The sequence below is a fragment of the Flavobacterium sp. K77 genome (genome assembly GCF_021608205.1).
GTDB classification, from domain to species: Bacteria; Bacteroidota; Bacteroidia; order Flavobacteriales; family Flavobacteriaceae; genus Flavobacterium; species Flavobacterium turcicum.
The window spans coordinates 13273-28551 of sequence record NZ_JAKIHO010000005.1 but is presented as its reverse complement, the minus strand read 5'-3'; the positions used below and the strand labels follow the sequence as shown (position 1 = coordinate 28551).

At 36.5% G+C, this 15279-nt stretch carries 12 protein-coding genes; 10 read left to right on the top strand and 2 right to left on the bottom strand.

The window, feature by feature from the left end:
* The first annotated feature begins 7 nt into the window (after window positions 1–7).
* The 8 genes from L1S34_RS10195 to L1S34_RS10160 all read left to right on the top strand — a co-directional run bounded on the left by L1S34_RS10195 (window position 8) and on the right by L1S34_RS10160 (window position 9053).
* A complete protein-coding gene (locus tag L1S34_RS10195; RefSeq protein WP_236363940.1) occupies window positions 8–2026 on the top strand; it encodes a DUF3857 domain-containing protein in 2019 nt (672 codons plus the stop codon).
* On the top strand, window positions 1998–3695 hold the full coding sequence (locus L1S34_RS10190) for a DUF3857 domain-containing protein (protein ID WP_236363939.1): 1698 nt from the start codon (window positions 1998–2000) through the stop codon (window positions 3693–3695). Before L1S34_RS10195 ends, L1S34_RS10190 begins: the two co-directional genes overlap by 29 nt.
* Before the next feature lie 54 nt (window positions 3696–3749).
* A complete protein-coding gene (locus L1S34_RS10185) occupies window positions 3750–4037 on the top strand; it encodes a hypothetical protein (RefSeq protein WP_236363938.1) in 288 nt (95 codons plus the stop codon).
* Between the two features lie 2 nt (window positions 4038–4039).
* Window positions 4040–4366: a nucleotide pyrophosphohydrolase gene (locus tag L1S34_RS10180; RefSeq protein ID WP_236363937.1), complete on the top strand. Its 327-nt coding sequence runs from the start codon at window positions 4040–4042 to the stop codon at window positions 4364–4366.
* Window positions 4367–4466: 100 nt separating this feature from the next.
* Window positions 4467–5717 (top strand): 3-phosphoshikimate 1-carboxyvinyltransferase, encoded by a 1251-nt coding sequence (aroA, locus tag L1S34_RS10175; protein WP_236363936.1) that lies wholly within the window; start codon window positions 4467–4469, stop codon window positions 5715–5717.
* A 155-nt stretch (window positions 5718–5872) separates the two neighbouring features.
* Window positions 5873–6922 carry a tRNA preQ1(34) S-adenosylmethionine ribosyltransferase-isomerase QueA gene (gene queA / locus L1S34_RS10170; RefSeq protein ID WP_166136189.1) on the top strand — a complete coding sequence of 350 codons (1050 nt, stop codon included), beginning with the start codon at window positions 5873–5875 and terminating at the stop codon, window positions 6920–6922.
* A 317-nt stretch (window positions 6923–7239) separates the two neighbouring features.
* Complete coding sequence (kynU, locus tag L1S34_RS10165) at window positions 7240–8529, top strand: kynureninase (RefSeq protein ID WP_236363935.1); 1290 nt, start codon at window positions 7240–7242, stop codon at window positions 8527–8529.
* A 98-nt stretch (window positions 8530–8627) separates the two neighbouring features.
* Window positions 8628–9053 carry a YMGG-like glycine zipper-containing protein gene (locus L1S34_RS10160; RefSeq protein WP_166136195.1) on the top strand — a complete coding sequence of 142 codons (426 nt, stop codon included), beginning with the start codon at window positions 8628–8630 and terminating at the stop codon, window positions 9051–9053.
* Window positions 9054–9111: 58 nt separating this feature from the next.
* Here L1S34_RS10160 and L1S34_RS10155 read toward each other — a convergent pair whose 3' ends face one another.
* Entirely contained in the window at window positions 9112–10644 is a 1533-nt protein-coding gene (locus L1S34_RS10155; RefSeq protein ID WP_236363934.1) for a cryptochrome/photolyase family protein, read from the bottom strand.
* A gap of 3 nt (window positions 10645–10647) precedes the next feature.
* Window positions 10648–11289 carry a flavin reductase family protein gene (locus tag L1S34_RS10150; RefSeq protein WP_210790775.1) on the bottom strand — a complete coding sequence of 214 codons (642 nt, stop codon included), beginning with the start codon at window positions 11287–11289 and terminating at the stop codon, window positions 10648–10650.
* Between the two features lie 169 nt (window positions 11290–11458).
* Between L1S34_RS10150 and L1S34_RS10145 the strand changes: the two genes are divergently transcribed.
* Complete coding sequence (locus L1S34_RS10145; RefSeq protein ID WP_236363933.1) at window positions 11459–13846, top strand: penicillin acylase family protein; 2388 nt, start codon at window positions 11459–11461, stop codon at window positions 13844–13846.
* 66 nt (window positions 13847–13912) lie between these two features.
* A complete protein-coding gene (locus tag L1S34_RS10140; RefSeq protein WP_236363932.1) occupies window positions 13913–15253 on the top strand; it encodes an FAD-dependent oxidoreductase in 1341 nt (446 codons plus the stop codon).
* Window positions 15254–15279: the final 26 nt, after the last annotated feature.

The following is a 15279-nucleotide window of genomic DNA, read 5'->3' as shown; positions in this document are numbered from 1 at the left end:
ATATAATATGCGCCAACATTTCACACTACTAGTTTTACTTTTAGTTCATTTTTTTTCTTTTGCTCAGGATTCAGAGTTGGGTAAAGTATCCATAGCTGAACTTCAGCAAAAAGCACATCCTATCGATAGTACTGCGTCGGCAGCCGTACTTTTCGAAAAAGGCCGAAATGTATTTGAGTATTCGCAATCGCAAGGGTTTTATATGGTAACTGAGGTGCAAGTCAGATTCAAAATCTATAAAAAAGAAGGGTATGATTGGGCTACCAAAATTGTTGAGTATTACAGTTCAAACGAAGTGAAAGAGACTGTTACTTTCTCAGATGCTATAACCTACAATATGGTTGATGGAAAAATAGAAAAAACTAAACTAAAGAGTGATGGTGAGTTTGATGAGTTTGTTAATAAATTTTGGAGACAGAAAAAAATAACGATGCCTAATGTTAAAGTGGGTTCCGTTATTGAGTACTCCTATAAAATCAGGACACCAAGAGTGGGTAGCCCTAGGGATTGGTATTTTCAAAAAACAATTCCTGTCAATTATTCAGAGTATAAAAATAGTATTCCTGAGTTCTTTGTTTATAATGAAAATTTAAAAGGCTATTTCCAGCCTACGGTATCGGTGACCATTGGCAGAAAAGCATTAACTTTTAGTGGTATGAGTAATTCTGCAGGAGCGGGTTTCCAAAGAGGGCAGTCTGCTAGCTATGCTGTAGATAAAGTAGATTACGAAGAAAAGCGAACTATATACAAAGCTGAAAATATTCCGGCTTTAAATGATGAAGCTTTTGTAGGCAATATAGAAAATTACACCTCTGGTTTAGTGCAAGAGCTTTCTATGACCAAATACCCCGGCGAGCCATTAAAAAAGTTCGCAACAGATTGGAAAGCAGTAGCCAAGTCAATATTTGATATGGAAGATTTTGGTGCAGAACTCAATCGTAGTGGTTATTTTGAAGAAGATTTAAAGAAAGCGCTGGCTGGTATAGAAACTCCTGAGCAAAAAATAGTTACAATTTTTAATTTTGTCAAAGGAGCTGTGAAATGGAATGGTTTTTATGGTTATTCTTGCGATGATGGAGTAAGACAGGCTTATAAAAATAAGACAGGAAATATCGCCGAAATCAATTTGATGCTGACTGCAATGTTACGATTTGCTGGTTTTTCTGCACATCCTGTATTGTTAAGCACACGCTCTAACGGTATTGCCTTATTCCCCAATAGAACTGCTTTTAATTATGTTATTGCAGCCATTGAGGATGAAAAAGGATTAATTTTATTAGATGCAACTGATTTGAATGCTGCTCCAAATACTTTACCAATAAGAGATTTGAATTGGTTGGGCAGGTTATTACGTAAAGACGGAACATCAATAGAGGTTGATTTAATGCCCAATCAAGTGGCAAATGATATTGTTACCATGCAATTCAATGTAGAAGCTTCAGGGCAAGTAGATGCAAAAGTACGACGCCAGCAATCCGGTCATAATGCATTAGTTTTTAGAACAAATTTCCTGAGTAGCAAAGAACAAGATTATATAGAAAATTTTGAAACTGAACATAATAATATAGAAGTTACAGATTATTCAAGAACCAACGAAAGGAATTTGGGAGCTCCACTAACAGAAATACTATCTTTTAAAAGTAATAATCTTGTAGAAAGTATAGGTGGTAAATTGTACGTAAAGCCATTGCTAATTTTTGGTCAAAGTTCAAATCCTTTCCAGCAAGAAGATAGATTTTACCCCATTGATTTCGCATATCCTTTTATGAATAAATACAGCATTAATGTTAAAATCCCTGCGGGTTACAAAGTAGAGTCTGTGCCCGAAACTTCTAATCTTGCCATGCAAGATGATATCGGTATGTTCAAATATTTGGCAAGTGTTTCAGGCGACACGATTCAAATTTCAATTTCGTCTCAAATTAACACGCCAATTATCTCGGCTGATTATTATCAAACAATAAAAGAGTTTTATCAAAAGATAATTGATAAGCAAAATGAAAAAATTATTCTCGTTAAATCATAAATTAAGAATGATCAATAAATGGTTTTTTATTGTATTTATATGTATGTCATTACAATTAAACGCACAAGATCTTGAACTAGGAAATGTTTCCGTTGCTAATTTACAAGAAAAACAGCACCCTAAAGACACAAGTGCTGTGGCTGCAATAATTTTTAACAGGGCTAAAACAGCATTTAAGTACAACTCAAAAGATGGTTTTTCTATTGGTACAGAAGTTCAAATCCGAATTAAAATTTACAAAAAGCAAGGATTAAAATGGGCTACTTTTAAAGTGCCTTTTTATATTGGGTATGAAGAAAAAAATGATGAGTCAGTCCGCTTTTCGGATGCCCTAACTTACAATTTAGAAAATTCAAAAATTGAAAAATCGAAACTCAAAAGTGAAGGAAGCTTCATTACAAAAATTAATGAGAATTGGAAAGAAGCATCTATCACACTTCCAAACGTTAGAGTAGGCTCTATAATAGAGTTCAAATATTTTTATAAATCAGAAAATATTGTAAAATTCCCGAGTTTTCATTTCCAATACGAAATCCCCGTAAATTACGCTCAGTTTACTACTGAAATACCTAACTTTTTTGTCTACAAGGCGCTGGTGACTGGTTATAAGGAAATTAAAACAGACCGAAAAAGAAGTGGAGGCTCCTTTAGTTTTCCAAATCTGTACGATGCAACAAAATCAGATCTATTATATTATGATCAAGTTATTAGTAATTACTCGGTTGCAGATGTTCCAGCACTAAAAGAAGAGTCGTTTGTAGATAATTTACAAAATTATAAGCTCACAATGACACATGAGTTAGAGCTAACCCAATTTTATCAACAGCCAAAAAAAGATTATGCTACAACATGGGAAGGGGTCAGCAAAGCAATTTTTGGAGAAAAAAGTTTTGGAAAAGAACTTGAATTAGCTACTTTTTTCGTTGAAGACGTAAAAGAAATATTAAAACCAAAAGATACTACAACAGTATCTCAAGAGTCAAAAATGCTACGCGTTTTTTCGCACGTTCAGCAAAAAATGAATTGGAATGATGATTATGGCTATTACACCAACAAAGGAGTAAAGGAAGCCTACACTAGCGGCTCCGGCAATGTAGCAGAAATTAATTTCATTTTGATAAATATGTTAAGACTCGCGGGAATTGACGCGAATCCTGTTTTAGTAAGTACTGTTAACAATGGTGTACCTGCTTACCCTAATAGAACGGGATTCAATTATGTAATTGCTGCAGCTAAACTAGGAGAGGAAACAGTTTTACTCGATGCTGCCAATAAATTTACAGTTCCAGATGTTTTACCCTTAAAATTGTTAAATTGGCAAGGAAGACTCATCCGAAATGATGGTACTTCAGAAGAAATTAACCTTGTGCCTAAAGAAAGTTCAGCTATAAATCAAACAATATTTGCTAGAATTAATCCGTCGGGAAAAATAGAAGGGCAATACAAAGCCTACAAGACTAAAATGGAAGCCTTATTATTTCGTGAAAATCAGTTAAAAAGTGATAAAAATACCTATCTCGAAAAATTAGAGAACCAATGGAACGGAATCGAAATCAATGATTACCAAGTTGAAGAAAGCAAATCAAATAGTAAACAGCCTATTGCTGAAAAGTTTAATTTTGTATCTGGTAATCATTGCGAAATAATAGCTGGAAAGCTATATTTTTAGCCGATGGTTTTTTTAACATCTTCCAAGAACCCTTTTTTTCAAGATAACCGCGAAATGCCTATTTACTTTGGTTACCCACAAATTAGAAAGTATAATATCAATATTGCCATTCCTGAGGGTTATGCTTTAGAATTTAGCCCCAAGCCAATTAAAATCTCAACTCAAGGAAATGAAGTCGTATTTTCGATGAACAGTACTGTGGTTGGTAATACCATACAAATGTTAATCAGTGAACAGATTAATGGCGCTTTATTTAAAGCAGAATTTTATCCGGAACTAAAGACCTTTTACCAACAAGTAATCGAAAAACAAAACGAAAAAATTATCTTAAGCAAAATATAATCATGAACCTAAAAAACGCACAACTCGACGTAGACAATTGGATCAAAGAACACGGTGTACGCTATTTTAACGAATTAACTAATATGGCACAACTTACCGAAGAGGTAGGCGAAGTAGCCCGTATTATTGCCCGCCGCTACGGTGAACAGTCTGAAAAAGAAAGCGATAAAAACAAAGACCTTGGTGAAGAATTAGCGGATGTGGTTTTTGTAGTCTTGTGTTTGGCCAACCAAACAGGAATCGATTTGCAAGCAGCTTTCGACAAAAAGATGGATCTGAAATCGGTTAGAGACAAAGATCGTCACAAAAACAATGAAAAACTGAAATAATTTGTCAATTGTAAATTATGAATTATGAACGAGTAGTGGTAAATTGCGCAGCTAGGGTATTTAATTTATAAATCACAATACACAACTTACAATTACACGCATGAATTTAAGACTAAGCACTAATTCACAATTTACAATTCAAAACTCGCAGCTCGATATAACAGGTTCTAAAAGTGAAACCAATAGATTATTACTGTTACAAGCGCTATTCCCAAATATTACTTTAGCCAATACCTCAAATTCAGATGATAGTGAGGTTATGGCTAAGGCATTAAAACAAGTTGCAGAAGCTAGTGGCCAGCCACAAGTGGTAGACATTCATCATGCGGGAACCGCTATGCGTTTTTTAACAGCTTATTTTGCAGTAACGCCCGGAGCAACAGTAACGCTGACAGGTTCGCAACGCATGACCGAACGCCCTATACAAGTTTTGGTTGAAGCATTGAAGCAGTTGGGTGCCAAAATCACATATGAAAAGAATGCGGGCTATCCGCCAATCAAAATCGAAGGGCAAAAAATTACTGCCTCTAAAGTTTCGATTCCTGCCAACGTGAGCAGTCAGTACATTTCAGCATTGCTATTGGTTGCTCCTAAACTGGAAAATGGTATCGAAATCAATTTAGTGGGTGAAATTACCTCCGTTCCATACATCAAAATGACATTGGCCTTACTTAATGATTTGGGTATTTCAACTCACTTTGAAGGAAACACCATTACAGTAGCTCCTAAAAAAGAATCTGAAAATAAAATAATGACGGTAGAATCTGATTGGAGTTCTGCATCCTACTTTTTTAGTATTGTAGCGCTTGCTGATCAAGCCAAAGTTACTTTAAATAGTTACAAACAAACCAGCCTTCAAGGCGATGCTGCTTTGGTAAGTATCTATGAACAATTAGGTGTGCGTACTGAGTTTAACGGTAACCAAATGACATTAACTAAGGATGTTAATTTTGTTCCAGAAACACAGCTCACTTTCGATTTAAACAATACACCTGATATTGCACAAACCATCGTGGTTACTTGTTTAGGTTTAGGAATTGGTTGTCACCTTACCGGACTTCATACTTTAAAAATCAAAGAAACTGATAGATTAGAAGCACTTAGAGTCGAACTCACCAAACTAGGCGCAGCCATCACAGTTACTAATGATAGTCTAACTTTAGAGCCATCAGCAACTTTAAACAAAGAGGTTACTATTGCAACGTATAATGATCACCGTATGGCTATGGCTTTTGCTCCTTTGGCTATTAAAGTGCCATTACACATTGCGGATGCTGGCGTAGTTTCAAAATCATATCCTGATTTCTGGAAAGACATGGAGTCGATCGGCTTTCAAGTAGCGCACTTATAAGGTTTAAATGCAACGGTATCAGTTGTTTTTGAAAATAAAAGCCAAAACACTTGACAACGCCTATCTCACAATCGTATATTTGCACCCGAAAGATTTTTATGTTGCTCCAATGTTAGTAACTGTTGAGAATCTTAAACTTTTAAATAAAAAAATAAATGAAGTTATCCCATTTTCAATTTGATTTACCAAAAGAACTTCTTGCGGAGTATCCAGCCGAAAATAGAGACGAGGCTCGTCTAATGGTTATTGACCGTAAAAAACAAACTATAGAGCACAAAATGTTCAAAGATATCATCGAATATTTTGACGAAGGTGATGTTTTAATTCTAAATAACACGAAAGTTTTTCCTGCTCGTTTGTACGGTAACAAAGAAAAAACGGGTGCTAGAATCGAAGTTTTTTTACTAAGAGAATTGAATGCAGAGCAAAGATTATGGGATGTATTGGTTGATCCAGCTCGTAAAATCAGAATTGGTAATAAATTGTACTTCGGCGACGATGATTCACTTGTTGCTGAGGTAATCGATAATACTACTTCCCGTGGTAGAACTTTGCGTTTTCTATACGATGGCTCGTACGAAGAATTCCGTAATAAATTGACTGAACTAGGAGAAACTCCAATTCCAAAATACATTTCTAGAGATGTAACTCCAGAAGATGCAGAGCGTTACCAAACTATTTATGCCAAAGAAGAAGGTTCAGTAGCCGCTCCTACAGCAGGTTTGCACTTCTCTAAACATTTGCTAAAAAGACTTGAAATCAAAGGAGTGAATTTTGCCGAAGTGACCTTACACGTTGGTTTAGGAACATTCAACCCAGTTGAAGTAGAGGATTTGTCTAAGCACAAAATGGATTCTGAAGAGTTAAAAATCACGCAAGAGGCTTGCGATATCGTAAACGAAGCAAAAGCCAAAAGAAAACGTATTTGCTGCGTAGGGACCACTTCTATGCGCGCCGTAGAAAGTTCCGTTTCGTCACAAAACACTTTAAATCCGTATGATGGTTGGACAAATAAATTCATTTTTCCTCCTCACGATTTTGCAGTGCCTACGTGTATGATTACCAATTTTCATACGCCAAAATCAACACTTTTAATGATGATTTCTGCTTTTTGTGGTCACGATTTAATGAAAAGAGCTTACGCTGAGGCTATCGAAGAAAAATACAAATTCTACTCTTATGGTGATGCCATGTTGATTTTGTAATTCAATACCTAATATATCTAAAGAATCTCGTCAGCAATGGCGAGATTTTTTTTTTTGCGTGTGCCCCTCCCAAAAAAGGTCGGGTCGGGCTGTTCGCTTTATCTTTATTTTCTTTTTAAAGAAAAAAGAAAATAAAGGATGCCGCTTCCATCCCTCACACCAAATCGCGGTACATTCTCTAGTGTTTTTAAGAAGTCAAATTTGTTATGAGTACGCATTTTTGAGAATTTTTTCTTCAATTCAAGTAGCGCTTATTCAAACTTTCATTTGCTACACTAGCTTGATTTTTTGTACTTTTACGTTTCAAATAATTGTATATGAAATTTCAAAATACCATTGAATTTGCAAGGCAACTCGATGCACAAGATCCTCTTAATAAATACCAATCCGAATTTATTTTTCCAAAAGTAAACGATAAAAAAGTCATTTACTTCACCGGAAATTCACTCGGCTTACAACCCAAACGTACCAAAACTTATGTTGATGAGGTTATGAACGATTGGGCAAATCTCGCTGTCGAAGGTCATTTTTATAGTGACAAACCTTGGTGGGATTACCACGAACGCTTTGCAGAGCCTTTAAGTAAAATCGTTGGTGCTTTGCCAACTGAAGTTACGGTAATGAACACGCTTACCGTGAACTTACACTTGCTTATGGTTTCGTTTTACCAGCCAACTAAAACTCGTTACAAAATCATTTGCGAGGAAAAAGCATTTCCATCAGATCAGTACATGTTTCAAAGTCAAGTTGATTTTCATTCTAGAGCAATTGGTTTTGATAAACAAGAGGCTTTGGTCGAGATTAAAAGACGTGAAGGGGAGCACAACATTCGCCTTGAAGATGTTTTAGCAAAAATTGAAGAGATAGGCGATGAACTCGCGCTGGTACTTATTGGTGGCGTTAATTATTATACAGGTCAAGTTTTTGACATGAAAACCATTACCGCGGCGGGTCATAAAGTAGGAGCCTTTGTAGGTTGGGACTTGGCGCATGCTGCTGGAAATGTAAAATTAGAACTCCACGACTGGAATGTTGATTTTGCAGCTTGGTGCAGCTACAAATACATGAATTCAGGACCAGGTAATGCATCTGGTTGTTTCATTCATGAAAAACACCACAACAATTCGCAATTGCCTCGCTTTGCCGGTTGGTGGGGACATAATAAAGAACGTCGTTTTAAAATGGAACCTAATTTTGATCCTGTTCACGGAGCTGATGGTTGGCAAATAAGTAATTTACCTATTTTGTCTTTAGCACCATATCTCGCCTCTGTTGATATGTTTGCTGAGGTTGGCATGGATGCACTACTTGAAAAACGCGATCTCATCACCTCTTATCTAGAATTTGTTTTGCATGAAATCGATTGCGAAGTAGACAGTACTTTCGAAATTATTACACCAAATAATCCTCAAGAGCGCGCTTCACAATTATCAGTGTTTCTGCACGGCGAAGGCCGCAGTTTATTTGAGTATTTAATGAAAAACGGCGTGATTACAGATTGGAGAGAACCTAACGTAATTCGTCTGGCTCCAGTTCCTTTATATACTTCGTTTGAAGATATGTTTGAGTTTGGTCAGATTTTGAAAAAGGGAATTCTAGGCAAGTAAAATCATTGAATTATATAAATCACAAAAAGAATTCCATAACACAAATGTTTCAAACCCAATATATCTTTGTGAAATAGAAATTTAAAAAATACATCATTATGAAAATAGTATACTTTATGCTACTTGCCTTAGCAGTAGTTTCATGTCAGAATCAAACAAAAGCCGATGTAGCAAAAGCTAAAGCTGCAACTGTAGACTCAATGAAAGTAGCCATGGAAAAGCAAAGAGTTATCGACTCGATGCAACAAGTTATGGTAAAAATGGAGGAAGAAAAATTAGAAACTAAAAAAGAGGTTATTGTTGTTAACCAGCAAGCGCCAAACACAACTACAACTACAACCACTACGCAAAAAAAGGGTTGGAGTAGTACTGCCAAAGGTGCTGTAATTGGTGCTGGTGTAGGTGCAGCAACTGGAGCGATCATCAGTAAGAAAAAAGTTCAAGGAGCTATTATCGGTGGTGTTGCAGGAGCAGGAGTTGGTGCTGGAACAGGTGCGATAATTGACGGTAGTAAGAAAAACTAATTAGTTTTATACAAATAAAAAAAAGGTTCCTTTTCAATTGAGAAGGAACCTTTTCTGTTTAATATGCATCCATGTTGCTAATGATTTCGTTTGCTTTGAGCTTAATTCGATACAATTCCTCAGGATCGATTTTCTTTAATAAATTAAGCATCATCGCCATACGTTGATTGCCTTTGAAATATTCCTTTTTTTCATCCAAAAAGTTCCAATACAAACTATTGAATGGACATGCTTTGTCTCCAAATTTGTCTTTAACATTGTAATGGCATTTGGCACAATTATTACTCATTTTGTTGATATAACTTCCTGATGAGACATATGGTTTTGTGGCAATAATACCACCATCAGCATATTGTGACATCCCTCTGGTGTTGGGCATTTCAACCCATTCAATAGCGTCAATATAAACACCAAGATACCAGGCGTCAACTTCGTCAGGATGTATTTGCGTCAACAAAGTGAAATTCCCAATCACCATCAAACGCTGTATGTGATGGGCATAGGCCTCATCTAAACTCTGCTGAATGGCATGTTGCATACAATTCATTTTGGTTTTACCAGTCCAGAAAAAATCAGGTAGTGAATTGCTATTATTCAAGGCATTCATTTGGCTATAATTGGGCATTTCTTTCCAGTAGATCCCACGTATATATTCGCGCCAGCCTAATATTTGTCGCACAAAACCTTCAACTTGCGATATGCTAATGGTATTTTCATTGGCCCAGTAATATGCAACAACGGTATCGACGACTTCTTTTGGCGAAAGCATTTTACTATTCATTGCAAATGACAAACGACTGTGGAAAAGAAATTTTTCGTCAGTGTGCATCGCATCTTCGTAGTCGCCAAAATACGGCAGCAACTTTCTACAAAAATAATCTAGCACTTCTAAACAAGCCGCTCGTGAAGTAGGCCAGCTAAAGTCTGTGGGTTTGATAGCTCCAAATGTGGTAATTCCAGCATTTTGAATTTGTTGCAAAACGGCTGTAACATCTCCATGAAAATTTTTCTCTGCAGGTACTGGAACTTCGCCTTTGTATTTTTTTCTATTGTCGGCATCAAAATTCCATTGATTTCCCACAGGCGTTGCGCCTTGCATGAGTACATGATGTTTTTTACGCATGTTGCGGTAAAAATTTTCCATCAGCAACAACTTTTTGCCTTCAAAAAAAGTACTTAATTCAGTTCTGCTCGTGTAAAAATGTTCCGTGTCAAAAACTTCAGTTGCTATTTGTAAGTTACTACAAATATTTTGCAACTGCTGATCCAAGCGGTATTCGTCAGGAAGCTGGTATTCGAATTTTTCAATTCCGTTTTCCTGAACACATTTTTTTATTAATTGTTCCAAATTTTGAGGATTGTTTTTGGCGTCGATTTCAAAGTACAATACACGATGCCCTTTGGCTTGTAATGTTGTAGAAAAATTACGCATCGACATAAAAAATGCCACAACTTTTTGGGTGTGGTGTTTGACATAGTCGGTTTCTTGCCTCATTTCGGCCAAAAGATAAAACGTATCATCATTAACTTCCTCGAACCAAGAATGTGCTTCATTCAACTGATCGCCCAATAGTAACCGTAATTTTTTCATCTATTATTTTTTGAAAAAAGAAGTAGTTGGTTGTTCCTTACGCGCATATTGGTAACGGTCAAGTAAAGTGGGTAAACAATACCCATCTAAACCATTGATAGCCACAACACCGGCTTTATCGAGTTGCAACCAATTAGCAGGATGCTCTAATTCGTCGTTATAAAACAAATGTTCAATTGACGCGATGATGTGAATAGTATCATTTTCGGCAATAAAATATTCATTCAGGTATTTGCAGTACAATTGCACCGGGCTTCCTTGTACAAAAGGAATTTCTAAATCGTCTTTATACTCTTCAGTCAAATTGGTTTTCTCAAATTCAGAAATACCATATTCATAGTTCGCTGAGGTGTGGTGTGCGTCAGCGATCATTGATTCTGTGATATGGTTTATTGTGAAATAGCCCGTCTCTTTAATATTTTTATAGGTATCTCGCGGAACTGTTGTCGGTCGCATAATAAAACCAATCATCGCCGGATGACTTCCTAAGTGGGTAACGCTGCTAAAAATAGCCACATTCGAAATTCCATCCGCTGATTTGGTTGCTATTAAGTTAGCTGATTTATATCCGGTGCATGAATTGATTAAATTCAATCGTGCTACTTTTTCCATTTGTGAGATGGTATCTTTGGTAACGTGCTTCATATTGTATTGTTTTTAAAACAAAGATACTTTTTTGTTTAATAATAAATAAAAAATATTAAACAAAAATAAAATAGTACTAGCATTGTCCTTTTATTGAGTAGGTGAGAAGGTAATTCTGTTTTAATATCCTTTCAAAACCTATATATTTGTTTTCCAATTTTTATCAAAAATGACTAAACTCCGTAAATTATCTATTGTTTTATTAGGCGTTGTCCTTATTCTGGTTTGCTCTGTGTTGCTTTATGGTTTTTATCTGAAGCCAAAATACGAGGGCGAAGTGGCTTTGAAAAATATTCAAAATGAGACTACAGTCTATTTTGATGAGTTTGGTGTCCCGCATATTTACTCCAATAATTCAAAAGATGCTATGACTGCTTTGGGTTACGTGCATGCGCAAGACCGTCTTTGGCAAATGGAATTAATGCGACGCATTGCACCTGGCCGTTTATCTGAAATCTTTGGTTCAGTTGCCCTTAAGAATGATTTGTTTTTTGCAGGTTTAGGCATCGAAGAAGCTTCTGCAAGAGCGATAGCTGATTTAGATACAACTAGCGCCAGTTACCAGCTTGCGCAATCCTATCTTGATGGCGTTAATCAATATCTTGATGAGGGTGTTACGCCAGTTGAGTTTAGTTTGTTGGGTATTAAAAAACAAAAATTTACCATGAAGGATGTGTACAATATATTTGGGTACATGTCTTTTAGTTTTGCAATGGCGCAAAAATCAGATCCTTTAATGACTGATATTCGTGATAATTTGGGAGCTGCTTACTTGAAAGATTTTGGTTTAGACGGTGCTTTCAATACCACCAAAATTCGAAATGCCAAAGATAGACCACAAGAATATGCGGCTATTTCTAAAGCTGTTGCGCAACTGTTAGAACGCTCTCCTATTGCTCCTTTTATCGGAAGTAATAGTTGGGTTATTGGTCCCAAAAAAACTAAAAATGGCAAAGTTATTTTTGCAAATGATCCGCATATTGGATTTTCGCAACCAGGAACGTGGTACGAAGCGCATTTGGTAACGCCTGAATTTGAGCTTTATGGTTCGTATTTAGCAGGAACTCCTTATCCTTTGCTGGGTCACAACAGAGACTACGCGTACGGTTTAACCATGTTTGAAAATGATGACGTGGATTTGTACGAAGAAAAAAATCATCCCACTGATGCTAGTTCTTATGTAACACCTGCAGGTTACCGCAAATATGATGTTAGAAAGAAGACGATTCAAGTAAAAGATTCTACATCGGTTAGTTTAAACGTCAAAATTTCAAGACACGGTCCTGTTATAAATGACCTAATTGAAGGTCTTCCGTCAAAAAATCCTATTGCGATGTCTTGGATTTATACGCAACAACCTATTCAAATTTTGGATGCTGTGTATATTTTGTCGCACGCAAAAAATAAAACCGATTTTCAAAAAGGAGTTTCCTTAATTGCGGCACCTGGATTAAATGTTATGTATGGCGATGCCAAAGGTAATGTGGCGTGGTGGGCTACCGGAAAATTGTACAAGCACCAAGCGGGAGTGAATCCTAATTTTATTTTAGATGGAGCTAGTGGTAAAAATGATATTGCAACTTATCTTGATTTTTCTAAAAATCCGTCCGCTGTAAACCCAAGATGGAACTACGTTTATTCTGCCAACAATCAACCGGAGGCAGTAGATGGTTTTAACTATCCGGGTTATTATTTGCCCGAAGATAGAGCCAAGCGCATCACACAACTACTAGATCCAAAATCAGATTGGGACAAGGCAAGTGTGGGAAGCATGATTTTTGACAATACATCAGCAACTGCCCCAAGCTTGGTTAAAAATTTACTACCCATTTTAGAAAATGAAAAAGCAACAACTATTCAAAAAGAAGCGCTTTCAATTTTAAAAACTTGGAAAGGATCGCACAACCTAAACGATGTGGCGCCGACTATTTACAACAAGTTTTTGTTTTGCTATTTGAAAAATACTTTTGAGGATGAATTAGGCGTTGATCGTTTCAAGTCTTTTTTAGGAACACACATAATGAAACAAGTAGTGGCTAGACAATTGGCAACCGAAAATTCCATCTGGTGGGATAATACTCTTACCAAGAATAAAAAAGAATCTCGAAAGGATATTTTGAGTTTATCTTTTGCGCAAGCGATAGCTGCTTTAGAGATGCAGTTTGGCTCTGATAGCAAGACTTGGACTTGGAACAAAGTGCATACGGTTGAGCATCAACATCCGCTAGGGAAGGTAGCTGCTTTACGCAATATTTTCAACGTAGGTCCATTTGAAGTTTCGGGAACCAATGAAGTAATCAACAACTTGTTTTTTGATTACACTGCCGATGGGAACTATCTCGTAAAAGGAGGTCCTTCTACGCGCAGGATTATTGATTTTTCGGATATCGAAAATAGTTGGAGCGTATTACCAACCGGACAATCAGGAAATGTGCTGAGTAGTCATTACAGCGATCAATCTGAATTGTATAACACCGGCAAGTTCAGAAGAATGATCCTTAACAAAGAGGAAATTGTTCGTACTTCTTCGAAATTAGTGTTTAAAGTCAGTAAATAATTGCTTTTTTAGAAAGGCTGACGTTTTTAATCAGTAATTTTGCTTAACTTTTGATTTAAAAATACAATGCAAACTCCTCAAAAAATTGCGGTAGTAGGTTCAGGTCTCGTAGGAACGCTCTTGGCGATATACTTAAAGAAAGCAGGTCATACGGTGCACGTGTACGATAGAAGTCCTGATATTCGAAATATTCAGTTTTCGGGACGCTCCATTAATTTGGTAATGTCTGATCGAGGATGGAAAACATTGAGTGATATTGGTCTCGATGACGAAATTAGAGCCATTGGTATTCCGGTTGATAAACGTGGAATTCACATGCAGGACGGTAGCTACATTACACAAAATTACGGCAAAGAAGGTGAAGCTATTTTTTCACTATCAAGAGGAATTCTCAATCGTAAAATGATTGATTTGGCTGAAAAGGAAGGTGTAGAATTCTTTTTCAATCAAAAAATTTGGGATGTAACACTAACCGATGCAACACTTCATGTTGGTGAAACCGAGCGTGGCGAATGGACAGAAATCAAATTTGATAAAGTTTTTGGCGCTGATGGCGCATTTTCAAGAATTCGTCATCGCATGCAACGACAGTCCATGTTTGATTACTCGCAAGAGTTCATGAAAATTGGCTACAAAGAATTGCATATTCCTGCCAATCCAGATGGTTCTCATAAAATTGACAAAAATTCACTTCACATTTGGCCTAGAGGTAATTTCATGTTAATGGGCTTGTCAAATCTTGACGGCAGTTTTACTTGTACCTTATTTATGCCTTTTGAGGGCGAAAACTCATTTGAACAACTCAAAGATGAGGCGCATTTGGTGGCGTTTTTTGCGAAGTATTTCCCAGATACCAAAGAAGTTATTCCAGATTTAGTGGTTGATTTTTTCAAAAACCCAACTAGTTATTTGGTGAAAATGAAGTGCTATCCTTGGACTTTTGAAGACAAGTTAGCCCTTATTGGTGATGCAGCTCACGCTATAGTTCCGTTTTATGGACAAGGGATGAATGCTGGTTTTGAAGATATCACGGTTTTAAGTGAATTAATGCAGGAGTATGGAGATGATTGGAGCCGCATTTTTTCAGAATACCAGAAATCAAGAAAACCTAACGCCGATGCAATTGCCGAACTAGCCGAGCGTAATTTTATAGAAATGAGCGCCAAAACAGCTGATGAAAACTTTCTACTTCAAAAGAAAATAGAAAAATGGTTCTCTGATAAACATCCTGATAAATGGATGCCATTGTATAGTAGAGTTACCTTTAGTTTGCAACCGTATGCCGAAGCCTTGGCGGTGGGAGATTACCAAAATGAAATTATGCAAGAAGTTTTAAAAATGGATAATATCCAAGAAATTTGGAACTCAGATTTAGTCGAACAGAAAATTATTGCTTTACTCCAATAACAAAAACGGACTCCAATCAGGAGTCC

What these genes read in the sequence shown, in the direction of transcription:
- L1S34_RS10195 (WP_236363940.1), top strand. Translation starts at nt 8, where the DNA reads ATGCGCCAACATTTCACACTACTAGTTTTACTTTTAGTTCATTTTTTT.
- aroA (WP_236363936.1), top strand. Translation starts at nt 4,467, where the DNA reads ATGAATTTAAGACTAAGCACTAATTCACAATTTACAATTCAAAACTCG.
- L1S34_RS10180 (WP_236363937.1), top strand. Translation starts at nt 4,040, where the DNA reads ATGAACCTAAAAAACGCACAACTCGACGTAGACAATTGGATCAAAGAA.
- L1S34_RS10150 (WP_210790775.1), bottom strand. Translation starts at nt 11,289, where the DNA reads ATGAAGCACGTTACCAAAGATACCATCTCACAAATGGAAAAAGTAGCA.
- queA (WP_166136189.1), top strand. Translation starts at nt 5,873, where the DNA reads ATGAAGTTATCCCATTTTCAATTTGATTTACCAAAAGAACTTCTTGCG.
- L1S34_RS10145 (WP_236363933.1), top strand. Translation starts at nt 11,459, where the DNA reads ATGACTAAACTCCGTAAATTATCTATTGTTTTATTAGGCGTTGTCCTT.
- L1S34_RS10140 (WP_236363932.1), top strand. Translation starts at nt 13,913, where the DNA reads ATGCAAACTCCTCAAAAAATTGCGGTAGTAGGTTCAGGTCTCGTAGGA.
- kynU (WP_236363935.1), top strand. Translation starts at nt 7,240, where the DNA reads ATGAAATTTCAAAATACCATTGAATTTGCAAGGCAACTCGATGCACAA.
- L1S34_RS10190 (WP_236363939.1), top strand. Translation starts at nt 1,998, where the DNA reads ATGAAAAAATTATTCTCGTTAAATCATAAATTAAGAATGATCAATAAA.
- L1S34_RS10160 (WP_166136195.1), top strand. Translation starts at nt 8,628, where the DNA reads ATGAAAATAGTATACTTTATGCTACTTGCCTTAGCAGTAGTTTCATGT.
- L1S34_RS10155 (WP_236363934.1), bottom strand. Translation starts at nt 10,644, where the DNA reads ATGAAAAAATTACGGTTACTATTGGGCGATCAGTTGAATGAAGCACAT.
- L1S34_RS10185 (WP_236363938.1), top strand. Translation starts at nt 3,750, where the DNA reads ATGCCTATTTACTTTGGTTACCCACAAATTAGAAAGTATAATATCAAT.